This is a genomic window from Micromonospora halotolerans (assembly GCF_032108445.1).
GTDB lineage: Bacteria > Actinomycetota > Actinomycetes > Mycobacteriales > Micromonosporaceae > Micromonospora > Micromonospora halotolerans.
The window spans coordinates 1,290,055-1,315,434 of the sequence record NZ_CP134876.1 but is presented as its reverse complement, the minus strand read 5'-3'; the positions used below and the strand labels follow the sequence as shown (position 1 = coordinate 1,315,434).

The window sequence follows — 25,380 nt, the reverse complement described above, 5'->3', positions numbered from 1 at the left end:
CCAAGCGGTGCTTAGGGGGTCAGATGTAGACGTCGCCGGTCTCAGCGGACCACACCGGCGCTTCGTTGATGCGTGGACCACCCCTTCGGCGAGCGGGGTCGGCCCGGCTGACCTCGCCGCCCTGCTAAACCAGGTTCTCCGCCACGAGGGCCTTTCTACGGGAGCAGTTGCAAAGTTGGACCTGCCGGTGAAGGCGGCCGGGCCTTCTCGTCAGCACCTGGCGCTGGCGGGTCTGGAAGTCTTGTCGCTCGGCTCAGACCAGTTGAGGGTCTCAAGTGGCTCCCGTTGGTCTCCGGGTTGGCTGCACGGTGAAACTTCATGGGTTGACCTCGCCATAAGCTCCCCCGAGGGGATTCTGGAAGATGGCATGCGAGTGCCGTCGTTGTCCCGACCGGAACGAACCGACGAGTTGGACCCTGCGGTCGCGTCCGTCAGCACTGCGACGACGTACCGGTCTCGTGCGCAGGCGGTCGCCCTGCGCACCGTCGCATTGTCCGATCCCGGGTCTACCGTCCATGTCGTGCTGCCGACCGGATCCGGCAAGTCGCTGGTGGGCCTGATACCCGGACTTCTGCAACCTGCCGCTACCACCGTTGTAGTCGTGCCAACCGTCGCACTGGCGCTTGATCAGGAGCGCCAGGCACATGGCCGTTTTCCGGGGGTAGGTCTTCCAAATGAACTTGCGTATTATGGCTCGCTAGATCGAGAGCGCCAACTTCTCATACGTCGCCGCCTCGCTGACGGTGAGCAGCGGCTTTTGTTCACTTCGCCCGAGTCGCTAGTAGCGAGCTTAGCTCCCTCGCTTCATGAACTGGCCCGTAATGGCGGACTTCGGTACATCGTCGTCGACGAGGCGCACCTCGTCCGTAGTTGGGGCCTGGACTTCAGACCGGAGTTTCAACTCGCTGCCGCACTCATCTCGGAATTGAAACAGGTTGCGAAGGCGGCCGGCCAGCAACCGCTGACGACGGTCCTCATGACCGCGACTTTGTCCCTCGAGGGTCTTCGGCTGAATGAAACGCTCTTTAAGGGAGAGCCATCCCTTTTCGTTGGCTCGAGTTTTCTGCGTACCGAACTCCGCTACCTGCTGGCTCCGTGCGCCTCAGAGGGGGAGAGGCTCGAGCGGTTAACTCAAGCCATCTATCGGTTGCCTCGCCCGGCCATCGTCTACACGACACGAAAGGCGGCCGCAGAGGAGATTGTCGCCCACATGCAAGGGGCGGGGTTTCGCAGGGTTGCTGCTTTTCACGGTGACACGGCGCCGAGCGACCGCCTGCAGATCCTGAGGGGCTGGTCAGGGACAGACGGTCCGACGTCGATCGACGTGGTGGTCGGCACGTCGGCGTTCGGCCTGGGTGTGGACCAGCCCGATGTTCGGACGGTAGTACACGCATGCGTTCCTGGGTCGGTAGATCGCTATTACCAGGAGGTTGGAAGGGCTGGCCGCGACGGACACGCGGCGGTCGCAGTCTGGCTTCCGGTCAAAGGTTCGGACCTAGCAGAAGCAAGCCGAATAGAAGGCGCTACCGTCATCGGTGATGACAAGGCCTGGGCACGTTGGCGCGCGATGAGATCGTCCGATGCTCGTATCGGCGACCAGCCAAAAGGCTCGCTGGTGTTTGATACCTCGGCCGTACCGGAACATACAGCCGCCGGCAGTGACGCGAACCGACTGTGGAACAGGGTCACACTGACGCTGCTGGCTCAAGCCGGCGTGATTGAGATTAGCCCACTTCCCCCGCCGGCCATAAAGAGAGATCCGGACGAACCCGAGGCGGACTGGGTTCTCAGACGCGACGCCGCTTGGAGACGATTCCGCGACGCTGTCGCTGTGCGTAGCGCGCGAGACGTAGGCAACTTCGACCGCGGTGTACTCGAAGGCGCAATTGCGCGCGTCCGTTCGGATGTGTTGAACACTCAGAGGGAGTCGCTCGCGCATGTCCGCGACCTGCTTGAGGAGGAGCGGTGCTGGGCGGATGTCTTCGCAGAAGAGTACTCCTTTCGATATGGTAGCGGCGCTGCGACTGCCGTCCAGCGCGTTTCCGCTTCCTGTTCGGGATGCCCGGCGAGGGGGCACCACGGACCGGCCCACGGGCGTGCACCGACGCCCGTCATACCATTGCCGTCCATGCCTCTTCTAAATTTCTCTCTCCGTCGGCCATTGATGAACGAACTGCATGGTCAGGGAGGGCTTGTCGTCACCTATGAAGAGACGGGCCGCCGTGTTGGCCCCGTACCCTGGCTTGAGGACCTCATCAGGCGCTGCGTCGCCAATGGCATTAGGGCGGTCTTCGTTCCCCCAACGCTACGAACGCATCCAGCGGTGCAACAGGCGCATCGTCACGCCGGCGAAGGTTTCGTAATGATCGATGGGAAGGTCAGTGGGCCGCGGCCGTTCGCTGTGCCTGCACTAATTGTGCTCACACCTGGAGAACTCGTGGATCCTGGGTGGCTCCCGCCCATCGCCCATGGGCCGCCTCGGATCGTACTCATGCCAGTCGACACCCTGGATCCAGAGAGGCCCACGGCCAGGGTGGCCGACTGGCGGAGTCCTGTGCTGGCTGTCGACGATCTATTGCGGAGGATCTAATGGCAGTGTTAAATCCACCCAGCGCGTTGCCCGGGCTGGCCAGATCAATTACAAACCACCTTATTAGATCCCGTGCCTCATATGACGTGGAGAGGCTTACAGCACTTTTCGCGCCGCCAGGCATCAGCGACAGTCCGGATCGTACTCGTGGGGTTGACAACACGTTGCGAGCGGCACGGGCCATCGGGGTGATTAAGCAAGACTCGAGCGGAACGTTGACGGTTCCGGAGGATGTGGCCGCTCGTTCGAGCGGCGGAGGCCTCACACGGGAGGAGTTCCGCCAGGTCCTTCGACGCGCGGCGCTCAACCTAAGGCGCGACGGCAACCCTTGGGCGGGGGACATAGAAGCACGCACTGCCGGGGCTCGCGATCTTTCCCGGGCTCTCTCGTGGTTCTTGGCACAAGACGCCCTGGGCCCTGCGCTGAGTTGGCGTGGCAAAGGTAGACATAGCGTTGAACTGCTCCAGTCACAGCAGCTACGCCATCTGGCCGACGAGGAGAGACCCTTCGCTAACGACACCCGTTGGGGAGCCTTCGGACGATGGGCGTTGGCGCTGGGCTTAGCTGAGCCAGCGGTCGCCGACGCTGGCGGGGGACTCGTACCTCTCCCACTGCGCGCCGTCAGGGACGTGGTGTTACGGATGCAGCCAGGCAAGCGGCCGATCGGGGTGTTCCTGACTGAACTCGCCACCGAGTTGCCAGTCTTGGAGGGCGGTGTGGCGAGGGCGGGCCTCCGCGCGCTCTTGGATGAAGACCCTGATCCGGGAATCCGGAACGAGAGCGTGGATACGTCGGTATCCCAATCTATTCTCATGCTCGAGGACGAGCGGGTTCTGGAACTAACGTACGGCTCTGATGCAGATGCCCGTGTACTGGGCGATCCCGAGGGCCGAAAAGTGAGCAATGTCGAGGTCTTGCTGGGGGTTCGGCGATGAGTTGGCGCGAGCCGTTACCGGCGGCGTGTTGGAATGCGGAGGCCGTTTTCTCGATTATTCCGGTCGAGGCGGAGACGCCCTCGGACTCCGTGTTCAACGCCACTCACAGCGCGCTGCCGATTCTGCGGCGCGAAAAAATCGATCGCCATGCCGGCGCGGTGGTCGACGAGAATGTCCTTCTCGATGCCGTGAATCAGCAACCAGCAGATTATCCGGTGTTGCCGATCCTTGGTCGTTCGGGCGCCGGAAAGTCTCACCTCGTGCGCTGGCTGCGGATGAATCTGGAACTTAAGCCCGGCACACGCCTGGTCTTTGTTCCAAAGCATCGGACGTCCCTCCGCGGCATCCTCGAGTTGGTGTTGAAGCATGCCCCGCAGGCCCGCGCAGCGGAACTGCGGAGGCGTGTTGACGCGGCGGTCGACTCGCTCGGTAATGAACAGGAGGCGAGACTTCGGCTCAGGAGCGAACTTGCGACCTTGATCGAAACTCGTGGGGCGCAACCCGGCGTGCACTCATCGGAGGAGGCGGAGCTCCGTCAATATCTCGCGTCGTCGCTCCCGGCGTTACTACTCGACCCTTGGTTCAGAAGCAGTCTGCTTGCAGACAACGGCGCCATCGCTCGCCTAGTAAAAGAGAAGTTGCGCGGAAAGGATGAGACCAACAAGGAGGACGCGTTCGGATTCACGGCCGATGATGTCCGTCTCTCCGTTGACGACGTACGGCACGCCAGTCGCGAAGCGCAGGACATAGCGGGCGCGCTGGCCTCGGATGATGAGCTTCCCAGACTCGCAGCAGATATGTTGAACGAGCAACTATCTCAGGCGGTTAGCGCGGTGTTCGGTCTCGGAGGTGACGACCTCAAGAACCTCTTGGTCGAGTTGCGACTCGAACTCGCGCGCGAGGGAGCCGAACTGCTGCTTCTGATCGAGGACTTCTCTATCTTCCAGGGAATCCAGGGCGGACTAATCGACGCCATCACACTGGTGCCATCGGCGGATCTCGCCGTGTGTCCCATGCGGGTCGTCATGGCAGTTACCACCGGCTATTTCACCAACCACCTGCCGGACACAGTGAAGACCCGGACATACGTGGCGTTCGACCTCGATCTGCCCGTCGGTACCGACCGTCAGGTCGACGCCGCTGCCTTCGCGGCACCCTACCTCAACGCGGTGAGGGTAGGTGCGGCGGCGCTAGAGGCGGCTCGGCGTGTGGGCGATGACGTCCCTAATGCCTGCGTAGAGTGTCCTGTCACAGATCGGTGCCACAGCGCTTTCGGGGCCGTCGACGGGGTTGGTATTTTCCCATTCAACCGAGAGTCACTGGTCCGGGCAATCCGCAGCAAATCCGGGGTGGACGGGGGTTTTGTCGCACGTGACGTGCTGACTCGCGTGCTGCGTCCAGTCCTCCACAGGGACCGGGAGGCCATCGCGGCAGGGGACTTTCCGACGGAGTTTTTCGCACGAGAGTTCGCCACTGGAGCAGAGGGTCTGCTTGATATCGAGGACGAAGCGCGACTCGAGCGATCAGAAGATCCACCTTCTACTAACGAGCGACGCAAGCGACTGGTCCGATTCTGGGGCAGTGAGGGCGGGGCGCAGAATCTCGCCGGGACAATTCACCAGGCCTTTAATGTGCCCGCCGTTGGGGGCCTGACGACCGAACGAAAGGTCGCCAAGCCTCCGCGTTTGCGTCTAGAAGACGCGGACATCGTCAATTCGGAACCCGCTCCGGAGATCCCCATGTTGGTCGCGGCGGTCGATCGCTGGATTGAGACTGGGGAGATCCAGCAGGTAGTGCGGAACGAACTCCGAAGAATCGTCCACGCCCTGGTCGTAGAGCGGATCGACTTCGACGACGGCTGCTGGGGGCGTGCGCCCTGGACGGATCCTTCCAGGGCGATGCCCGCCTTCCCTCAAACAGCGATCCACCTAGGTGAGTCACCGAAGGGTGCCGAGGGTCGGCTAGTGGGGCTCACGATCGAAGGTGGGACCAGCCGGGATGCCCGAGCACTTCGCGCCCTTGCCTGGTACAGCAAGAGTGGATCGTGGCGGCTCGTGCCGAACGGGGCAGCTCTGCAACGCCTGGCGTACGAGAAGTTGGAGGAGTGGAGCACGTCCGTTTCGCAAAGACTCCTGCCTGGCCGTGAAAGCGAATCTCCAGAACTAGTGGCGGTCGTATACGCGTTGGACGCTGGCGCGCAAATCCTGGGTGTTCCCGGGGCGTATCGTGACGACCTAGTCGACCGTGTGGCCGCTATTGTCGACATGGGAGAGACGGGTGGCAAGGGTGGTGAAACTTGGCCCGCTTTCGCGCCACTTGTCAACTCCGCGCGAACCGGCGGCGTGGCCGCAGCGGCGGATCGAGAGCAGTTACGCAATCGGCTCCTCCGTCTCGCGAGCTTCTCGCAAGGCGGCAAGCCGCTGGCCCTTGATATTCCACGCATCGCACGAGCGCTCAAGCAGGCTGAGCAGTTCAGCGGGATCCCTGGGGACTTAACCGAGGAGGTGGAGCGGCATCTCGCTGTTCTCGCAGCACAACTCGCGAAGCTGGACGACTTTGCAAACTCCGCTCAGGAGGCGCTTCCGGACCTGGACGCCATCGGTGCAGATATCCGAGAGGCCACCGCGGTAGTGAACGATCTGCTTGATCGAGCTGCATCGGCAAACCTGCTTCCTTCGGGTGTGTCGCCCGCCGTGGTCCGCCAGGTAGGACGCGAGATCAAGGATGGTGATATTGCGGCGGTCGCGAGGGTGCGCCAGAGATTAATCGACTGGGCGAACTTGAGCCAACGCGAGAAACTGCGGGTTCTAACGATGGATTGGCACGCACCTGCTTCACGTGTCCTCGCCTGGAGTGCCGCCGCGGACCACGCGCTTACCAAGACCGAAGCAGCCCTCGTTGCTGATGTCGGTGGGCGGCTACAACCGGAACTGGAACGGGCTGGGCAGCGCCTGGACGCAGCACTGCAGCGCGCCTGCTTTGAGTTGGACGGCCTCCTGGCCGGCGATGCGGACGTGCTCGCATGACACTGGTCGAGCGCGTCCGAAATCTGGACTTTACACTCCGCGCTGCTGTAGACGAAGATCAACTTCGTCTCAAGATTGGAAGGCTCACTGATCGCGCCCGGGTCGTGGAAGACGCCGCAGATATTCTTGAGCGCGCTCGGATTGCGTCCGAGGAACTTCGAATCGTAGAGAGGAAACTCCCGGCGGGCATCCGCGCCGTTCTTGTCGCGCTCCATGCGGATCTGTCAAATGCGCGGGAGGCAATCAGTGGTGCGCCCCTGGTGGGCGCCGATGACAACTTCAACAAGGCGGTGCGCAAGGCGACAGACGTCGCTACAAGCGCTTCAGCGGCCCTTGTCGACGTCTGGCGTAGCTACCGGGCAGGCGTCGAGATTCCCAAAGTCGACGAGGACTTTCTGCATGTGCTCGATCGCGCGGGCCTCGATGTCGCCTATCTCTGGGCGACGGTTGAGAATGCGCTCGCGAGGCTTAGCATCCTCGCGCAGCTGAGCCTCCCTAGGGCGGGAGACGTCGCCGCCTTATCGCAGGCCGTGACGAGTCTGCAAAGTGCGGTGGAGGAACTCGGTGGGCTCGTGCCATCCGGGGTCCGCGATTTCATCGTTGCGGCATCTGGAACTGCGGGAGCACCACTCCATCTGTTGACAGACGAGGTGCGCGAGTTCCTCACGAATACCGACCTTGCAGCCCGCTATCGCATTCGTCAAGGGGGCTGAATATGCGCATTCACGAAAGCATTCTTGACCTTCTCGAGCAGCGTGAGGACGCCCTGCTCTCGTGGGGCGTCGTTGACGGGGGGTTCGAGGAGGATGAACTCATCGCCCTGGTCGACGCGTGGCTCCTTGAGCACGATCCGACGAGCGATGCCTGGGCGCTCGTGGACAGCATGCGCGACAGTGGCCTTCTTCACCGCGATCTGACCACTGACCCGCCAAGGTGGCGGACCCGGTCCGCGGAGGCGCTTCGGCTGTTGGCTCGCTTGCGCCAGTTGTTCCCTACACAGGGAAACCAAGAGGACAGTTGGCGCCGTGGAGCCCCGTTGGTCGCAGACTTGCGTTATGTCCGTCGACCTCGAGCCTACCCACGTAGAGATCAGACACTTGCCTCACTGATGGCGGCAGTTCCTAGCCTCACGGCGGCGCAACGCGAGGTATTGACGCTGCTCACGCGGGATTCCTCGGGCCCGAGAAATCTCAGCGGCTTCCAGGTTCGAGCAACCCGTCAGGTGCTGGCTTCCGCGACGAGCGGAAGATCGGGCGGCATAGTAGTAGGAGCCGGGACGGGCAGTGGAAAAACCCTCGCCTTTTACCTCCCGGCGTTCGCACACCTAGCGTCCCTGCAGGACAGCAAGCACTGGACGCGCGTGGTTGCCGTCTACCCGCGCAATGAGCTTCTGAGAGACCAGTTGTCCAGCGCCTTCGCCAGCGCTCGGCGGATCGACGAGGTCTTCTCCAGGACTTCCGGCCGCCCGCTCAGGGTTGCGGCGTTCTACGGACCTACGCCGCACTCTGCCCGGAGTGTTGAGGGGCAATACGCCTCATGGGACAAGGTCGGGGGTGGACACCGCTGTCCCTACTTGAGCTGTCCAGGCGCGGCGGGCGCGGGCTGCGGCGGTGATCTTGTTTGGCAGCACCAGGACCGCAGTCGCGGACGTGAGCGACTCGTCTGCGCGAAGTGTTGCACCTCCTTCGACGAGGACGTTGTTGTGCTAACCCGCCAGCGCATGGTGCAGCAACCCCCTGACATGCTCTTCACGACGACAGAGATGCTCAACCGGAGTCTGTCGGACTTGCAGGCGAGCGCAGTCTTCGGCGTCGGCACTCGAAGAGCGCCACTGATGATGCTGCTTGACGAGATCCATACCTATAGCGGCACCAGCGGCGCGCAGGCAGGGATGGTGCTTCGTCGATGGCGCCACCGTCTTCGAAGCCAGGTCACCTTTGTCGGCCTCTCAGCAACACTCGTAGATGCTGCAAAGTACTTCTCCGATTTGACGGGCCTATCAGCAGACATAGTGGCAAGCGTGGAACCGAAGCCGGAGGAGTTGGAGTATGAGGGCGCGGAGCACTTGCTCGCCCTGCGCAGTGATCCCACAACAGGGGTCAGTGTTCTGTCCACGACAATCCAAACCAGCATGCTGCTTCCTCGGACACTTGACCCGCCGGGAAGCGGGAAATCTGCGGGTCTTTACGGCAGCAAGCTCTTCGTTTTCACTGACGATCTGGACGTGACCAACAGGCTGTACTACGACCTTCTGGACGCGGAAGGTCAGCGCCTGGACGGAAAAGGCCGAGCTATCGGCTTTAAAGACGCGTTGGCAAGTCTGCGAGACCCGACGCAGGGTGGGGGGCCAGCCCGGCGCGCTGCGGGGCAGTCGTGGGATCTCCCCGAGGCGCTTGGCCATCCGATGCGGCCGGGCTCCAGGCTCCGTCTGGGGCGGACCTCTTCCCAGGACGCAGGAGTGGACAAAGCTTCCCAGATCACGGTGGCCACCGCCTCTCTCGAGGTGGGCTTCGACGACCCGGATGTCGGTGCGGTGCTACAGCACAAGGCGCCTCGTGACGTCGCCCAGTTCCTGCAGCGAAAGGGACGAGCCGGGCGCCCGCGTGGCATGCGGCCGTGGACCGTTGTCGTACTGTCTCACTACGGTAGGGACCGCGACAGCTACGAGGCCTGGGACTTGCTATTCGACCCTGTCCTGCCTGCCCGTTCGCTGCCGGTCCGCAACCGCGCTGTCCTTCGAATGCACGCTGTCCAAGCGATGCTTGACTGGCTCGCGGAACGGCTTCGGCCTCAGATGCCGGATGCTTCCATCTGGCGGGACTTGACGAAGCCACGCGACAAGAGTTCGTGGGGACAGGCGCGCGGCGTCGTGCAGGATCGGGTGGCCGCATTACTCGAGAACCTGCTGGAGGACGTGACCCTCCAGTCCGACTTGACTCGTTGGATCGGACAGGCCCTCCAAATCCCGCCTTCCGAGACGAACGAACTCCTCTGGCATCCACCGCGCCCTGTGCTGCTTGCGGCAGTGCCCGCCCTGCTGCGTCGGCTCCGATCGGGGTGGGCGACAGCGCAGGTGGACGGGCGGAGCCTGGGCAAGGACCTGTTAGGTGGAACGCCGTTGCCCGACTTCTTCCCGAGCAACCTGTTCAGCGACCTCGCACTGCCGGAGGCGCTGATCAAGGTGCCGGCGCAACTTGAGTGGGAGGAGGAGGGCGACTGGCACGCCATGGGCGTTGCGCAGGCTCTGCGGGAGTTTGCACCTGGGCGAGTGTCGCGCCGCTTTGCGACTCGGAGTATGCGCCACCGCCACTGGTTGCCGCTTCCCGCAGACGTGAACGGAAGGATCTACGTCGATGGGGTGTTTCCCGAGCACGATATCGAGGTTGAGGTGGACGTTGTCGTGGACGGCCGTCGGCAGACCCTTGAGTTGGTGCGCCCTCACAACATCGTTGTCGACATTGCCCCAAAAGAGGTTCGCGACAGCTCTAACGCCTATTTGATCTGGGAGAGCCAGTTCGTTGAACGAGGAGGGGCCGCACCTATACGGATTCCTCAGGAGGATCCGATTGGGCGACTGCTGAGCGGAGTTTGTTTCCATCTTCATGCCGAGCACGCCCACATCGAAGCGCGACGCCTGGCCGTAGGAGCCGACGCTACATTGCAGATGGAAGACGGCACGGAACTCCGTGGGCGACCTACATTCGCCAGGGGAGAAGGTGTGCCTGTAGGCGTCGGAGCGGTCTATGACGTAGACGCGCTCCGACTAGATGTGGTTCTGCCACCGGACTATTCGTTACCGCAGGATGTCTCGCATGGAGTGCGAAGCGCGTGGCTCCGGCACGTCGTGACGACCGACTCCCAACTGCTCGAGCACGCAAATGTCTTTCAGCTTGGTTGGGTGCATGAGGCGCTCGAGATCACCCTGATCCGTGCGGCGGTTGAGCAAGGCATGACTTTGGACCAGGCGTTCGCTCACCTTGATCGGGATCTACAGGGACAGTTGAACGCCACGATGGAAATCCTCTTCCAACGTGTCGGCCTGGTGATCGACGATGATGACGTATCCGCCGGGCCAGGCCGGCTCCGGGCCCGGCTTCAGAGTCTGCTTCAGCGGGATGGTTTCGCCAAGCGCCTTGCCGCCCTCGCTCCCGAGATGTGGCGACCCACCGATGAACTGCTACAACCCTGGCTTCGGACGCGTCTTCTGGCAACAGTAGGTCAGGCTGCCCTCGCAGCGGGAAGATTGCTTTGTCCGGACCATGACCCAGAGGGCCTGCTCGTAGACGTCCAGCCGGGCCTGGATGCTGAGGGCCGGCCGCGAAACGGCCAGGTGTGGCTAAGCGAAAGTTCAATCGGCGGCGGCGGCTTCCTTGAGGCGCTAGCCTCACGTCTTCAGAAAGATCCCCGTCGATTCCTGCGGCTAATGCGTCATGCCATACGGCCATCAGCCATGGAGGTGATCGATAACCAGATGCGGCGGATTATCCATCTGTCGGCGAAAGACGGGCCTCTCGCAGATGCCATGGCTGCCTACCGCGGGGCGCATAGCCAGGCCGCGAGGGTGGAAGCCCTCAACTGTGTACGCCATGCACTGCGCGACGCGGGCGTGGCTCCGGATCATGGGGTGGTATCCGCGCTAGCGAATCGGCTACTTCGGCCAGGTTCGACCTCAGCGACTGACCGGGCGATGGGTCAGGTGGTGGGTGCATGGGACGCCGAAGAACGCCGTCTCGGGGTCGAAATCGACGCACGGACATGGGCGTTCCTCTCCAGTGGCAGGAAGGATCTCGACCACGGATTGCCCTTGGCAGGAGGGGGAGACTTGCGCCAGCGCCGGTTGGATGCCCTTCGCAGTCTTCTCTGGCCACGTGGATGGCGGATGCGCTCGGCTGCCCTCCAGTCTTGGAATCCGTACACAGTTCTCCCTGACCCTGCACCCGAGGTGCTGAGGGCAATTCTTATCGATGGGACCGTCACCGTCGACATCAGCGACCCTGATGCTGCCGGGCGGCTGCGGCACGTGCTTTCAACGGATGGCGCTGCCCGCTTGCGGGGCGGACCAGGTCAGGAGGCGGAAGTCAGTGACGTGCTCGTTGGCCTGATGACGGAACCAATCGAGACTGAATTCCTTCACATATATCCGTACATAGCTGAGGTTACGCATACTGCGGATGGGGCCACGCTCGTGCGCTTGGAACTGGCGGAGATCGTATCTTGAGGCGGCTAACAACGCGGGGGGGCGGTGCAACTCGCACTCTCGATAATCTCATCGAAACAGTGTTTGTTTCGGAACTTATTGCGCCGTCGCCGGACGTCTGGCTGTTGTCGCCTTGGATCTCGGATATACCCGTCGTGGACAATCGGGGAGGAGAGGTCATAAGTCTCATCCCCGGTGCGCCGGCGCGACATTTGCGTTTGACTGAAGTTCTGCTCGAGTTAGCCAAGCGCGGATCGCATGTCCACGTTCTTGCACGAAACGATCCCCGCCACCAGTCGGTGCTGGATCGATTGCGTGGAACGCCAGGCGCGGCCGACTCCGTCGATGTTCAGATCATCGATCAACTCCACGACAAGGGCCTCCTAACGTCGCGAATCCATGTCCAAGGTTCCATGAACTTCACGCACCATGGGCGCGCTGTCAACGAGGAGGGCATCACGGTGACTGGAGACGCGGACGACCTGTCTCGTGCACGCCTTGACTACCATGCGCGGTTTGGGATGTTGCCTTGATGACCAGTCTTCTCGCTCGCTTCTTTGGGCAGGGCAACGAACTTGACGTCTCGGAACTTCCCGCATCACTGCGGGATGTCATCGAACCTTGGCTGCGAGCGGCCGATGAGGGTGCCGGTATTGCCTTTCTGCCTCGTCTCTGGCAGGGGCGCCTCTGGTGGTACGGCTTGGCTCCGGACAGTAGGTCTAGACGGGAGTTACTGGCTCTACTCGACGCGTGGGTTGGGCCGACCGCCAGCGACTTGGCATCTTCCCGCGGGCGCCTCGACAGGTCGGATCCGTTTGACGCTACTCTCGCCGCCGAACGACCTTCGTCGATTCTACGCTTCGAAGTTCTGCCTAGAACTGGCGCCGGTGCCACTCCAGCGAAACTCGAGGTGCGGAGTGCCCTTAAGCGCATGGTGCGTCTCCTTGACGGTCGCCCCCCTTCTGAGTTCCGAGCTACTAGATCCTCAGGAGAGGTGCTAGAGGATCTCGGGCACGCGATGTCCACCGGAGATCGTGGGCTCGCGCAGACCTTGCTCGTCGAGTTGCGCTCGGGTGGGGATCTGGACGAGACGAACATGGCGTTCGTCCGTTTCCGCGTGCACGCCGGACTAGAACAGTGGCAAGACGTCCTCAAGGATCCCGCGCTCCCCGACGTTCTAGGCATGAGGCGTCCCCCAGGGGTCACTCGCGCCATCCAGCAGGCCGTTTATGGCGTTCATCTGGCCAGTCTCGACGCCGAGGAGCGCGACGGGGCTCTTCTCGCTGCCTTCGAGGACGTGAGCGAGCAATACGCCGGCTTGACAACAGGGAGTCCTCCAGCCGCGTCCCGGTCCGAACTTCTGGTCCAGTTTTTGTTTGCTATCGCAGCTGATGAGTCCACTCGAGCGGCCCTCATCGAACGGCTCCTTGACAACGCTGACGCCGTTCAAATTGGGCTCCGAAGCCGCCTCAAGCGTTTGCGCTCGGCGGCTGAGGCCGAGCCGGTAGTGCCATTACGGCCTCCACGTGATCCGATGACTGAAGCCACGGCTCGTTACGTCGGTGGCGACGCACTCGGCGCCCTCGAAGTCGCCGTGACGATGACTGGAAGTCTCGCTGCCGCCCGCTTAGCCGTTAGCGCGGCAGCCGACATCGGTACACCCGACGCCGCTCGCGTCGCGCTAAATATGCTTGCCGGTGAAGAAGCTTTGCGCGCAGCAGTACTCGCCTCAGGCGTCGTGGGGAGGACGGCGGTTGCGGTTCTTGAGGGACTAATCGAGACAGGCGGGCCGAACGGTTGGGCTTCGTGGTTCGATCGCGTGGCGACAGGTGTCGCGCAGGACGAGGCAGTCGGTTGGATCAGCGACCTCGCCGACCAGTGGACGCCTCTACCCCAAGCTGAGGTCCAGGCGCGCATGTGGAGCTCCTCTGACGCTACGCTCGAGGTCTTGGGGTTGGTAGCAGGTAGGTTCTTGGCACTTCATGCGGGCGTCCTTGACGGTCCTGCAAAGGCAGCGGTGGCGGAGCGGATGATTGCTGCACTCGCGCTGAGCGGCAGGACATCTGCAGGTGTTCAGGTGCAGGTGCTCAGCTTGATCGATACGTTGCTGGCGGCTGGTCCATCAGGTGAACAGGTCGAGGCGGCCCTCGAATGGCTCGATGTAATCCGGGGCTCGATGGCTGCGAGTAGCTCCATTGACTGGCAAACCGATCTTTTGCAAACGGTCGCATTTCACGTCATTCCCAAGCAGGCGCATGCTGCCCGCCAGCGGTACTTGTACAGTTCCCTTGATGATCTCCGGCGCCTACGAACGGCCCTCGACTCTGTCGCGCTCGAGTCGGTCGCGGCCGTGTGCGAATCTCTCGACCTGTCGCTCCCTGCCGACCTAGAGCAGATCCGGGCAGCCGGCCTGCTTCCCGAGCCGGAGTTGTACGGGTGCTTGGCAGGCCGGCGCGTCGTGCTGTATTCCCTAATGGAGTCGGCCGCGCGTCGTGCCGCCGAGACGCTGCGACGAATCGTTCCCTCGATCGATGTCGTCACGACGGCCGATCACGTGGGAAGCGAACGCCTCGCAGACATGAGTACGAACGCGGATGTCGTCGTGATCGCCACAGCGTCGGCTAAGCATGCGGCTACCGAATTCATAGAGCAAAAACGGAATGGGCGCCCCATCATTTACGTACACTCAAAAGGGTCGTCTGCAATGCTGCGCGAGTTGGGGCGGTTTTGCGAGTGATATTGAGCGATCGTGATGGAACGGGCTTAGGCTCTGTCTGGTTGCCGACGACTCGTAATCTAGCAACGATCAAACGTTGCCGCACGCGGTACGGCCGGCGGCCTACTGCACTGGTCCGCCAAATCTGCGGGCAGTCCAGCAGTTCTGCCGCGACCGGCTCCGCCCGGCCGAGCAAGGCCTTAGCCTAGGGACGTCTCGTAACCCAGCGGCTGTCCGTGAGGGCGACAGATCGAAGATGCTTGCAGCCCAACTGAGCACGGAGATCGGCGTCGAACTCCGTGGCCTACTCGGGCCGAGGAAGCAGCCGACTCGGCATGGTCACACGTGCCGGCGCAGGGAGTGCTCCCCTACTCCCACGAAAGGCTCTCGACGGCGTAGCCCTCGCACTGGCGACCCTCGCATCACAGGTCAACGTCGTCACGAGCCGGCCACGACCACGTCGCGGGCCGTCAGCTCAAGCAGTGGGTACGGCCCGCTGATGTCGTCGTTATCGCGACGCGTTGTGCGACTCACGCGGCCATAAGCTTCATCCGATCCAGGAGCAGGCCGATGACTGTCGTCCGGGAGGCGGACGGCAGTGGCCCCGACTTCGCTGGTCCCTGCCGCAACCGCCGCCCTGGCACAGAGCGGCACTGCCTGAGGAGTTTCCGTGCGAGCTCTACGGCCTCCGCGACGGCGGGCGGCCCGTCGCAGTCCCACGCCCGGTCGCCGAGGGACGGGGGGTGCGCCTGAGGTGTCAGGCCCAGCGCTCGCCCAGAGCAGGCGTTACTGCTAGAAGAGCCTACTCGACCGCTCGTGCCGCTTTCCCTGCTTGGCGTAGTACGTCGATACCAGGAAGTCGGTGATCCGCTGGATGTCGCGGGGAGTGTTCTGGACGTCGTTCCAGCGCCGAGGAATGCCGTCGCCCAGATCCCAGGTGCCTTCGGTCCAGCGGCAGTAGTCCTTCACCGTCTTCAGCCCCGCGGCGAATCCCTGCACGTCCGGGAACTCCTCGCCGCTGCTGTTCGTATCGGCGATGGCGTCCATCAGGTATCCCATGCTGATGATACCGGCCCCGTGCATTAGCCGCGACTTGCGAGGAGGCTTGCCCCACGCATTCTCACCGAAGACCTCCCGCACCGCCGTCCAGAAGTCGCTCAATACGGTCACCATCAGTCCGATATTGGGCAGGGTTCCGTCGCTTCCGCGGAACCGGTACAGGACACCATTCGAGATGCTGTTCTCGAGCATGCGCAGCATGGAGTTGTCCTTGATGACGCCCGCGGGATTGGTTGGCGTCTGGATCATGTGACGTAGCGGCGAACGCTCCTCGAAGTTCAGCCGCTCAAGGACCGTCGCGGGGAGCTGCCGCACGCGTAGCTGATTCGGCAGCGGCCCAGACGCGGCCGGGAGCAACTCGTGGATCAGGCCCTTGGGTAGTGGCTTGGTGGAGTTGACGAGGATGAACTGCGACCGGTGGTCGGCTTGGTCGGCGGTGATGAAGGCGGTGACGCAGATAGGGAAGGCCGGAACTTCCGCGTCCCGGATGGCCGCGCAACGCTGCTGGCCGTCCACGATGAAGCCGGGCTTGTCGGCGTCCTCCCAGTCCTCGCTCACGGGTACCACGAGGGTTCCCATCCGGACATAGCCAGGTCCGTCGCTGGCGGTGTCGGCAGGGAGGAAGCGAACCCGGTCGTCGAAGGCCACGACGATTGCGTTCGGCAGTAGAGGCCTGTCGTCGGATTCTACGTACCGGCGGATGGCCGCCACGTGCGCCAGGACCTCAGGCCGTTGGTAGCCGTGCAGTTGCTGCTGACTGTCGCGGCGGACGCGCGAGACGGCGGCGAACGATGGGACTTGCTTGCCGTCCACCGCGAACGTGTACAGACGGCGGTTGGGTCCCTGCCTGATCTCAAGAGCCGGAAGATGTAGGACCTTCCCAGAGCTCGCGGCCACGGCGCTCTCGTCTCCCTGCTTAGTCACGGTCGTCATCTCCAAGCTGCCGGCGCAGTCGCTGCCCGAATACGTGTAGGTTGTGGAAGCCGCGGCGCTTATTGCGCTCCGCCCCACGGAAGATGATTGTTTCGATGCCGACCTTCTTGCAGATCGAGCAGTCACAGGCCTGCCAAGGCCGATTTTCGAGCGTGTCGCGGTACTGGCTGCTCCTGTTTGCCTTACCGTCCCACACCGCGCTGTAGGCGTCCAACGCCTCCAGGGCGGCGTCAAGGGCGATCTCGCCCCTATCGAATTCGCGAAGGCGGGCCAGCGCGGCCCGCTCCAACTGCATGGCCTGCCCTTGGCTGATCTCACCGGAGCGAATCCGCGCCTTGAGCTTCGCGTTCCCGTCGACCTGAGGGACGCGAAGCGCCACGTAGGTCCGGTCGAGCGCGTAGTAGTTGTCCCGGTCATCCTTGAACGCCTGGCGGAAGGGCGACGTGCTATCGAAGCTCGTTACGCCGTGGCCAGCGAACGTCGGAATTTCGTCGACGCGGCTGATACCTAGGAGGTGCAACTGGGTGTCGGGCGCACGTACATCGTCGATGGCGCGGAGGCAGGCGAGGATCTCCTTCGTCTTCAGCGGCACCATGCCACCGACCGCGATCCGTCGGTACCCGATCCGTTGTAGTTCCACCACTGCATAGGCGTATGACTCCGGGCTCCAACCCTGAGTTACTCCCAGAGGCGTGAAGTGAACGTCGCTGGCTGAACAACGTTGCCAGAATTCTGCGGCGAGATCGAGGGTGATCTGTTGCCGTCGGACCCACTCCTTGGCCGCCTCGTCGGTACGAAGGACCTTCGGCTCGTACTGGAAGATAACGTGGTCGACGGAGATGCCGTAGTCGAACCCGCACCCCTCGTAGAAGCTGACGACCTCTTCGACGGTGTAGGGGGGGTACTCCTCGCCGACGTACGAGAAGGCTCCGCAGTCACCCATGATCTTTAACGGCGCGCTGCCATTGTCGAGGCGGAAGAACTCACGGGCCCCTTGTCGGTAGAGCCTGTGGCGCTGGGGCAGGGTGTACTTGCCGGTGCTGGAGCCGGCAGTCCCGTCTACGATTGCCTTGGAGACCAAGAGACCGTTGAACGGCGGCGGCTTCAACACTTCGTGGGCGTACAGGTCATCGCGTTGACGCACTCGGAACGGGTCGCGTTCCTCGGTTTGAAAGTCGAAGGTGGGGTCTACCTGGTCCTGGCTGTCGGGGAAGAAGAACTTCATCGAATTCCCGCCCGTTCGTTCAGGTAGACGCGGATGAGGTAATTGGACAATTCCTGCACATGGCGGGACACGTTCTCAATCTCGTTCCAACCAAGGTTGAGTTCGTCCCACCTTCCTCCCGTCCATTGGCAATGCGGCGCGATCACGGAGAGGTGTTTGCTGATCAATTCGGGCGCCTCGGGGAGGCGTGGATCAATCGTGCCCAGCACGCGATCCATCAGCCGTCCCATAGCCCGTATTCCGGCACCATGCATGAGGCGGCTCTTGGTGGGCGGCTTGCCCCAGGCCTCGGGGAACGTGTCACGCACTACTGACCAATAGGTGCAGAGTGCCTGGAGGATCCCGTCGAAGTCAGTCTCGTTGCGGGTGACGTCGCGGTAGGGGAAGAGGCAGCCCGCCGGCGAGGTGAGGCTCTCTTGGATCATCTCGACAACGACGGTGTCCGTGATCACAGCGTTCGGTGCCTGCTGCCGGTTGGTCGACGCCCGCTTAATCAGCCCGTAGAACGGCGACGCCTTGTCGGCATTCAGTACGTCGCACAGCGCCGAGGGCGCCTTCCGGATTGCGAGTCGAGGAGGTAGCGGGCTGTCGACCTCCGGCAGAAGTTCGGTCACGAGGCCCCGCGGCAGTGGGCGCGTGTTGTTGATGCGTAGGAACTGGTCGCGCTGGAAAACGACGCTGTCCGCCACGAACGCCGTCACTGGTACCGGAAACTGCTGCCGTTGGGTACGGGAAAGCGCTAGGGCTCGCTGCTGTCCGTCGACGATCCATGCGGGCTTCGGCTTGCCGGATTGCGGCAGGGGAATGCTAAGTAGCCCGGAGGTCGCGAGTCCATCCGCGGCACCTGGCCCTCTGCTCGACTGAAACCGGACGCTGGACGACAGGGCCAAGATGATGGGGTTGGGGAAGACGGCAGCCTCGGTGTCGAGGTACTCGACGATTTCTTGTATGTGCTTCCGTACCTGGGGGCGTTGGTAGCCGATCAGCTTCCCGGCGTCGTCTCGGCTGACGCGGGAGATGTCTGCGATTTGGAGTACCTCTTCTGCCTGCAGTGCGAAGAGGTAGAGGGCCGGAGTGCCCGGCTGAGCGATTCGCAGCGCACGGCGTGCGATGTTCTTCGAGTCATGTGAGGGCGCCATCAGCAGTGCACTTCCAGCGAGATCTCATCGAACAGCTGCTTAAAACGTGCCTGCTCACATGACTTGCCGGAGTTCCGTAGTTGTCTGAGCAGGCGGGTTGCCGAGGTTGGCCCGGCCTCCGCCAGTGGCCGGATGAAGGCCTTAACCTCGTCGTCGGTCATGCGCTCACGGTGAGTCGGAGGCGGCGGCGGGGGCGCGGCGGCTGCCAGTTCGTGGGCGAGCGCCCGGAAGTACGAGCGGCGGTGGGTGCGAGGCTCGGCGGTGACTCGGCCCATGAGGTGCTGCGCAACGCGGACGTTAAGGGCGAGCAGACTGCCGCCGACTGCCGGTCTCATGCGAGCGGTCACGCCGACGACCAGCTCGTCCAAGTCGGGGTCCGCCTGAGCCGGCCCAACGATTGTCAGCCGTTGCGGGTCGCGTAGCCGCGCTGCCGCCCTCAGGAGGTCATCACTGCACGCCCGAAGGTAGGTATCCGATAGGACGGCGATGATCGTGTCGTTGGGATTCGTTCGGGCCAGGTGGTAGAACGATCGGGGCGTACCGGGTTCCGGGCCAACCCACTCGCTTAGTCCCCGCCACCAGTCGCGGTTCTCGGTCGAACCTTGTCCGACCGAGTCTGCTTCGCGCAACGCGAAGGTCGCGGCGTAGGGGCGAAGCTGCGCGGTGGCGGGGACCAGTCCGTACCCCGCGGAGCAGATCCAGAGTTGCGTCTCCACGCTTCTCGGGTTGACCAGCTGACGTGCCACGGCCCAGTGCTCGCCAGCATAGAGCGACGTTGCGGCAGTGGAAGGCTGGCTAGGTTCGGACAGTCGGCGGGTCCACTCTGCGAGCTTTTGCCTGGGTGGGTAGTTCGACAGGGCTCTGACCTGCAGCGCCGCAGGCACTGTCAGGTTTTTGCGGTTTGCGCAGGTGACGACGATATGAACGCGGGCTGGCGCCTGCGGCGGGCTGTTGCTATCTGCAGGGACACCTGGCGAACGCTCGTCGGCCGTCGCCTCCGTCACGAGGCATCGCCCCGGTAGACGGCGCCCGAGGTGCAGGTCTCCCTGACCATGATGGCCGACAGCGGCAGCTGATCGACAAGTCTCGCCCAGATCCATTGCGCCAGCACTTCGCTGGTCGGGTTCTCGAGGCCCGGCACCTCGTTCAGGTAGTAGTGGTCTAGTTGGTCGAGGAGGGGCCGGAATGCTGCCTTGATGTCGCCGAAGTCCATGACCCATCCGGATGACGCTCCGACCTCGCCGCGCACGTGTACCTCAACGCGATAGGAGTGCCCGTGGAGGCGAGCGCACTTGTGCCCCTCGGGCACGTGCGGCAAGCGATGAGCAGCTTCGAAGGTGAACTCACGGAAGATTTCCATCAAGCAATCCCGATGTACTTGTGTGTCTGCAGGCTCAAGGACCATTGAGGATGGGCGAGGCAATAACTGATGGCTGCCCGAGTGTTCGCCGCCTGGTCGGGCCCATCCATGGGCTGAAGGAGGAAGTTGGCGAAGTTCAGGCCTTCGAATCGTTCAGGTTCCGCCCCCGGTTGGGGGTAGACAAGCTTGAGATCATCGCCCTCGGTGAGAATCAGTTCACTGCCGGCCTTCGGGCTGACGCAGATCCAATCGATGCCAGCGGGTGCGGGCCGCGTCCCGTTCGTCTCGATAGCCACCTCGAAGCCTTCGTCATGAAGGGCGTCGACAGCAGCAGCATCGAGTTGCAGTAGCGGCTCTCCGCCAGTGCAGACAACGTATGGTCTGCTCCTCGGGTGGGCTGCACCGGCCCACGCCTTCGCCACCGCTGCCGCCAGATCTTGAGCTGACCGGAAGCGGCCCCCTCCTGGCCCATCAGTACCTACGAAGTCTGTGTCGCAGAACTGGCATATGGCGCGATGACGGTCGGCCTCGCGGCCTGTCCAGAGGTTGCAGCTTGTGAACCGACAGAAGACCGCGGGCCGCCCAGCATGGGTACCTTCGCCCTGCAGGGTGTAGAAGATCTCTTTAATGCGGTACGCGGATCTCATGCCGTGCTGCCGACGGCAGGGTCTGACATACCGAGTTCGGCGAAGCCTCGGGTGCGGAGCAGGCAGGAGTCGCATGTGCCACAGGGGCGGCCTTCGACGGGGTCGTAGCAACTGTGGGTGAGCGAGTAGTCGACGCCAAGGCTGAGGCCCAGCCGGATGGTGTCTGCCTTCGTTAGGTCGATGAGAGGTGTGTGAATCTTCATGCGCTGGGTGCCCTCGACGCCTGCCTTGGTGGCGAGGTTTGCCATCCGCTCGTATGCCTCGATGTACTCCGGTCGGCAGTCCGGGTAGCCGCTGTAGTCAAGGGCGCTTACGCCGATAAAGACATCGGACGCCCCCAAGGTCTCCGCCCAGGCAAGCGCGAACGACAAAAAGATGGTGTTTCGAGCGGGCACGTAGGTGATGGGGATCTCGCTCCCGATCTCCTCGGCGCTCTCATGGTGGGGCACAGCGAGTTCGTCGTCGGTCAGGGCAGATCCGCCAAACACCCTAAGGTCGATGTCCGCAACAACGTGCCGCGTCGCCCCCAGGGCCTTAGCGACCCGGGCGGCGGCTTCGAGTTCTACCGTGTGCCGCTGGCCGTAGCGGAAGCTCAGGGCGTTGGCCTCGAACCCCTTCTTGACGGCCACTGCAAGGGCCGTGGCCGAGTCCAGACCGCCGCTTAGCAGTACTACCGCTTGGGGCTTGGCTGCCGACATCTGAGGCTCCTCGCTTCGTCGATGGTCGAGAAACTGCAGTAGCTTGCTCCGCCAGTGATGCGTAGTTACTGCTCGCAGGTTGCGTCACGTTACCCGAGTACTGCGCGTTGTCGAAAGGTGACCTGGGCGTGTCCTTCGCACTCGGTCGTGACCGGTTCGGTCGCAGTGGCTCAGGCTGGCCGTCTGGCTCAGCCGGTGGGAAGTCTGCCCGCCGGAGCCGGCTGCGGGAGGGGTTACACGGGCGTCCTGAGTTGCTCCGCGACCATCGGCCAGTCCAACTCGGCAGGCAGCGGCGACACGATGACGGCCGAATCCTGAAGTAGGCGTAGGTGCTGGTCGTAGCTCGGATGGGCGGCAAGCTGCGCCTTGACGTTCGGAAATGCGTACACCCGGATCCCAACGCCGAGCGCCTCGTGCAGGACGCCGAGCGCAGGCGTGTCATTGATTCCGACAGCCCACTTGTTGATCACGTTGAAGGTCGCCGGCACCACGGCGACGACATCCGCCGACGGGTGCGGTTCCGGCTCGCCGGGCATTCGCCACTCCACCCGCACCGGATACCTCGTCTGGCGCGCCAAGGCCTCCCGATCAATCCACGTCGCTGCTGTCGGCGTAGCGGTCACGCAGACGGCCCACCCGTCTGCGAGCAGCAGTTCAATCAGCTCACCGATCCGCAGCACCGGAGGAGCGGCACAGACCACCAGAGCCAGCACACCCCGTTGAGTCATGCCAGCAGCCCAGCCCGCTCCGCCAGCGGCCGCAGCCCTGGCGTAGGCGCCCGTCGTTCCTTGGCCAGCAGGTCCAGCAGCAGCGCTTGCGCCTGCACGTTGGCGTAAACCACCTCGGCGCCCACCCGCTCTGCCTCAAGAAGGTGCAGCACGGAGACCGATCGATCGCCGGCGGACATGAACGCCGCTGCCGCCAAGTCGACGTGTACCTGGGCCCGTCGACCGACCAGCACCGCCGGCAACCGCGACGTGTCGAGCCGCGACCCGATCTCCAGCGCCTGATCCGCATTGCCGGCTCGAACCGCAGCGGAGACCGCGTGGATGACGACATTCGTCGGACCAAATCCGGTCCAGAGCCGGTTGCGATCTGAGCCGAGCACCGCCGCCAGGTCTCCGGCCTGCGCAAGGAACTGGCCCGTTTCCTTAGAGCTGCGCTGTCCAGCGGCCATCACGGCAGCCAGCAGTACCAGCGCTCCCTGCGCAGACAGCAGGTCTGGGTTGTCAACGGCACCGAGGCGGTTGACGCTGGTGAGCGCGATCTGTTCGGCGTCGCCCGCTCTCCCGGGCAGCAACATGAGCCCGCATGCCGCCTGATAGGCGGCCACGGCTGCCAAGGCCTGGTCGTCCGCCAGCCGGGCGGCGGTGGAAGCCCGGTCGGCGGTCAGCAGGGCGGTGTCACCGTCACCGACCTTGGCTGCCAGCTTCGATGCCGCGATGTAGGCGGCAGCGAGCAGCCGAAAGGCGCTGCTGCGATGCAGTCCGCTGGCGTGGCCAGTTAGGGCTGTAGCCTGGCTGAGCACGTCCGGCAGCAGGCGAGCGGCCGACGTGTAGCTCGCCCGTTGGTAGAGGTTGTGTACCCGGCCAACGCCCCGCCGCACCTCGACAAGCGATGGCATCGGCCCCTCGGACGCCGTCAGGTAGCTGGTGAGGAACGTGCGTAGTCCGCTCAGTAGCTCCAGCCGTGCGGCGCTGGGGGCGGCACTACGAGCGTCATCTCCCATGGCCTGCCCTCGATGTGCTGCCACCGACACGTCAACAAGCATGTCGTCGAGCTGTTCGAGCGTAACTCCCAACGCGAAGGCAATCCGAGTTCGATGCCACGGCTGAGGATCTGTTTCGACGTTCTCCCAGCGCACCACGGTCGACCGTTCCACGCCGAGAAGCTCGGCCAGGCGCTCCTGGCTGAACCCGAGGGCCTTGCGTCGCTGACAGAGTCGGTGCCGCTTCAGGGCCACGCCCGATCTCCCTCCGTTCTGCCGCCACTGTAGTAACACCCCGTCGATCCGGCGGGTACGCAGACGCCTCATTTCTGCGTCACGGAGGCTCCTCCGGCGCTGTAGTTCCTGCTCAGGCTGAGCCCGAGGCTAGACGCATGGCCCGGGGCGGGTGCTGGGCTCCGGCCGCGTCGTTCCCCCGTACGGCGGCGGTCGTCCCCGCCCGCCCCGGCGCCACTCCACGCACCCCACCGCCGGAGGCGCCCACCGATGTCCGCCGTACTCGCCGAGAGTCCCGTGCTCACCCCGGTCACCGACGAGGACCTGGCGCTCGCCGTCCACGCGGTGCGCGTCCACGCTCCCGGGCCGTGGCCGTGGGGCCAGCTGTGCCGGAGCGAACGCGTACCGAACCCGTGCCGCCCGGCCCGCTGGGCCCACGCCACGATCTACGCCGCCGGCCTCACAGAGGAGCAGCTCGGGGAGCCGGCGTGACGGAACAGGCGACGCCCGAGGCGGTCGCCCGCTGGCTCAGCCTCGTCGCGGCGGACGTGGAACTGTCCCCGTACCTGATCGGGGTGGACCGGGACCGGCTGACGGAGCAGGTGGCAAGAGCGTTGGCCGCCGGCACCGATCTGCCGTACCTGGGCTGGTCGGAGGCCGAGCGCCGGCGCGCGGAGAGCTACCTGCGGCGGCGCTCGTTCTGGGAGGAGGTCGAGGACCGCTGCCCGGGTCTGCTGCCGGAGCGGGAGGCCCCGCTGGTCGAGGCCGCTGTGCGCCGGCTCGCCGACCGGCCGGACCGCCCCGAGAAGCTGGCGCTGCTGAGCGTCCTGGGCCGCGCGTACCGGCGCTTCGGCCTGCGACCAGAGCATCAGACGGTCATCGACGACGCGCTGCGGACCACCGTGCCCTGGCATGAGGTCGAGCGGGCAGCCACAAGAGCAGGGGACGGCCCGGCCTGGTGGCCGGTGGAGGTGCTCGACCACGACCTGGCCTGCGACGGGGTCGCGATCCTCACGGTACGGCCGTGGCGGCGGCTGCCCTACCGGCCGGGCCAGGCGGTGCCGGTCTGCACGCCGCGCCGGCCCGGCCGGTGGCGTTGGCTGTGCCCGGCGAACGCGTCGCGCCCGGACGGCACCGTCGAGCTGCACGTCCGCGCGGTCTGCGGCGGCGCCGTCTCCACCAGCCTGGTCCATCAGGTATGCCCCGGCGAGCTGCTCTACCTCGGCCCGCCGACGGACACCGGGCTGAGCCTGCACTGCGGGGACCTGCTGCTGATCGCCGGCGGCACCGGGCTGGCGCCGCTGTGCGCGATCGTCGAGCAGGTCGCCGCCGCCCCGGACGGCCGACAGGTGACGCTGATCGCCGGAAGCCGTGACGTGGCGAGCCTGTACGACGCGATCACTCTCGACAAGCTTCAGCAGGCCCACGACTGGCTGACCGTCGTGCCGGCGTTCTCCCATGATCCGCTGGCCGAGCCGGGGGAGCGGGGCGATGCGCTGACCGTCGCCCTCGACCACCATCGTCCCGGCCAGCAGGTGTACGTCTGCGGTCCGCCGGCGATGCTGGCCGGCGCGCGGTTGCGGCTGCTCGCCGCCGGCGTGCCCGCAGCACGGATCCACCTGCCGGAACGGATCCCGTGGCGATGACCGTCTACCGCAGCCGGCACGCCCTGCGCGGCCCGCTCACCCCGGATCGGATCGCCGCGCTGCCTTTGCCGTTGACCCGACGAGGGCGGCGCGGCTATCGGGTCGACGAAGTCGATGCTCTGCTGCACCGCCTTGCCTTCGAGCTGCAGCGGCGTACTCGCGAGCGGGACGACGTGCGGGCGGAGAACCAGCGCATCAAGTGTGCCCTACGGGCGTGGCAGTCGCAGCAGCGGACGTACCAAGCTCCGTGACCTCACGGCTGGCTCG

Annotated in this window: 19 protein-coding genes and 1 pseudogene; 11 read left to right on the top strand and 9 right to left on the bottom strand. The window is 64.2% G+C overall.

All coding sequences use genetic code 11. The features are described 5' to 3' along the window. The first annotated feature begins 7 nt into the window (after positions 1-7). The 8 genes and pseudogenes from dpdF to RMN56_RS32910 all read left to right on the top strand — a co-directional run. Positions 8-2,590: a protein DpdF gene (dpdF, locus tag RMN56_RS06065; RefSeq protein ID WP_313724656.1), complete on the top strand. Its 2,583-nt coding sequence runs from the start codon at positions 8-10 to the stop codon at positions 2,588-2,590. Then, positions 2,590-3,525, top strand: a complete 936-nt coding sequence (dpdG, locus tag RMN56_RS06060) for a protein DpdG (RefSeq protein WP_313722850.1) — start codon at positions 2,590-2,592, stop codon at positions 3,523-3,525. Before dpdF ends, dpdG begins: the two co-directional genes overlap by 1 nt. Further along, complete coding sequence (gene dpdH, locus RMN56_RS06055) at positions 3,522-6,551, top strand: protein DpdH (RefSeq protein ID WP_313722849.1); 3,030 nt, start codon at positions 3,522-3,524, stop codon at positions 6,549-6,551. Before dpdG ends, dpdH begins: the two co-directional genes overlap by 4 nt. Continuing rightward, positions 6,548-7,264: a hypothetical protein gene (locus RMN56_RS06050; RefSeq protein ID WP_313722848.1), complete on the top strand. Its 717-nt coding sequence runs from the start codon at positions 6,548-6,550 to the stop codon at positions 7,262-7,264. The genes dpdH and RMN56_RS06050 overlap by 4 nt, the downstream gene beginning before the upstream one ends. Positions 7,265-7,266: 2 nt before the next feature. Continuing rightward, positions 7,267-11,769: a protein DpdJ gene (gene dpdJ / locus RMN56_RS06045; protein ID WP_313722847.1), complete on the top strand. Its 4,503-nt coding sequence runs from the start codon at positions 7,267-7,269 to the stop codon at positions 11,767-11,769. Further along, entirely contained in the window at positions 11,766-12,281 is a 516-nt protein-coding gene (gene dpdK / locus RMN56_RS32620; protein ID WP_376787280.1) for a phospholipase D-like domain-containing protein DpdK, read from the top strand. The genes dpdJ and dpdK overlap by 4 nt, the downstream gene beginning before the upstream one ends. After that, positions 12,281-14,485, top strand: coding sequence for a protein DpdD (dpdD, locus tag RMN56_RS06040; RefSeq protein WP_313722846.1), 2,205 nt, complete (start codon positions 12,281-12,283; stop codon positions 14,483-14,485). Before dpdK ends, dpdD begins: the two co-directional genes overlap by 1 nt. 441 nt (positions 14,486-14,926) lie before the next feature. After that, positions 14,927-15,217 (top strand): annotated as a pseudogene (locus tag RMN56_RS32910) (hypothetical protein); the annotation flags it as partial. A gap of 39 nt (positions 15,218-15,256) precedes the next feature. On the opposite strand, the gene dbpB (RMN56_RS06035) reads toward RMN56_RS32910, so the two are convergent. The 9 genes from dbpB (RMN56_RS06035) to RMN56_RS05995 form a co-directional block, all read right to left on the bottom strand. Beyond that, positions 15,257-16,456, bottom strand: coding sequence for a DGQHR domain-containing protein DpdB (gene dbpB / locus RMN56_RS06035; protein ID WP_313722845.1), 1,200 nt, complete (start codon positions 16,454-16,456; stop codon positions 15,257-15,259). Then, the gene (gene dpdA, locus RMN56_RS06030; protein WP_313722844.1) at positions 16,440-17,681 is read right to left on the bottom strand and encodes a tRNA-guanine transglycosylase DpdA; all 1,242 of its coding nucleotides are present in this window, start codon (positions 17,679-17,681) and stop codon (positions 16,440-16,442) included. Before dpdA ends, dbpB (RMN56_RS06035) begins: the two co-directional genes overlap by 17 nt. Next, positions 17,678-18,820 (bottom strand): DGQHR domain-containing protein DpdB, encoded by a 1,143-nt coding sequence (gene dbpB / locus RMN56_RS06025; RefSeq protein ID WP_313722843.1) that lies wholly within the window; start codon positions 18,818-18,820, stop codon positions 17,678-17,680. The genes dpdA and dbpB (RMN56_RS06025) overlap by 4 nt, the downstream gene beginning before the upstream one ends. After that, positions 18,820-19,824, bottom strand: coding sequence for a hypothetical protein (locus RMN56_RS06020; RefSeq protein ID WP_313722842.1), 1,005 nt, complete (start codon positions 19,822-19,824; stop codon positions 18,820-18,822). The genes dbpB (RMN56_RS06025) and RMN56_RS06020 overlap by 1 nt, the downstream gene beginning before the upstream one ends. After that, a complete protein-coding gene (queD, locus tag RMN56_RS06015) occupies positions 19,821-20,180 on the bottom strand; it encodes a 6-carboxytetrahydropterin synthase QueD (protein WP_313722841.1) in 360 nt (119 codons plus the stop codon). The genes RMN56_RS06020 and queD overlap by 4 nt, the downstream gene beginning before the upstream one ends. After that, positions 20,180-20,827, bottom strand: coding sequence for a 7-carboxy-7-deazaguanine synthase (queE, locus tag RMN56_RS06010; protein ID WP_313722840.1), 648 nt, complete (start codon positions 20,825-20,827; stop codon positions 20,180-20,182). The genes queD and queE overlap by 1 nt, the downstream gene beginning before the upstream one ends. Beyond that, positions 20,824-21,525, bottom strand: coding sequence for a 7-cyano-7-deazaguanine synthase QueC (gene queC / locus RMN56_RS06005; RefSeq protein ID WP_313722839.1), 702 nt, complete (start codon positions 21,523-21,525; stop codon positions 20,824-20,826). Before queC ends, queE begins: the two co-directional genes overlap by 4 nt. A gap of 233 nt (positions 21,526-21,758) precedes the next feature. Continuing rightward, the gene (locus RMN56_RS06000; protein ID WP_313722838.1) at positions 21,759-22,238 is read right to left on the bottom strand and encodes a flavoprotein; all 480 of its coding nucleotides are present in this window, start codon (positions 22,236-22,238) and stop codon (positions 21,759-21,761) included. Between the two features lie 11 nt (positions 22,239-22,249). Then, on the bottom strand, positions 22,250-23,488 hold the full coding sequence (locus RMN56_RS05995) for a helix-turn-helix transcriptional regulator (RefSeq protein WP_313722837.1): 1,239 nt from the start codon (positions 23,486-23,488) through the stop codon (positions 22,250-22,252). Between the two features lie 249 nt (positions 23,489-23,737). On the opposite strand from RMN56_RS05995, the gene RMN56_RS05990 reads away from it, so the two are divergent. From RMN56_RS05990 to RMN56_RS05980, 3 genes are read left to right on the top strand one after another with little or no spacing between them, the layout of a single operon-like run. Further along, positions 23,738-23,959 carry a hypothetical protein gene (locus tag RMN56_RS05990; RefSeq protein WP_313722836.1) on the top strand — a complete coding sequence of 74 codons (222 nt, stop codon included), beginning with the start codon at positions 23,738-23,740 and terminating at the stop codon, positions 23,957-23,959. Then, positions 23,956-25,113 carry an FAD-binding oxidoreductase gene (locus tag RMN56_RS05985; RefSeq protein WP_313722835.1) on the top strand — a complete coding sequence of 386 codons (1,158 nt, stop codon included), beginning with the start codon at positions 23,956-23,958 and terminating at the stop codon, positions 25,111-25,113. The genes RMN56_RS05990 and RMN56_RS05985 overlap by 4 nt, the downstream gene beginning before the upstream one ends. Further along, on the top strand, positions 25,110-25,364 hold the full coding sequence (locus RMN56_RS05980; protein ID WP_313722834.1) for a hypothetical protein: 255 nt from the start codon (positions 25,110-25,112) through the stop codon (positions 25,362-25,364). The genes RMN56_RS05985 and RMN56_RS05980 overlap by 4 nt, the downstream gene beginning before the upstream one ends. Positions 25,365-25,380 lie beyond the last annotated feature (16 nt).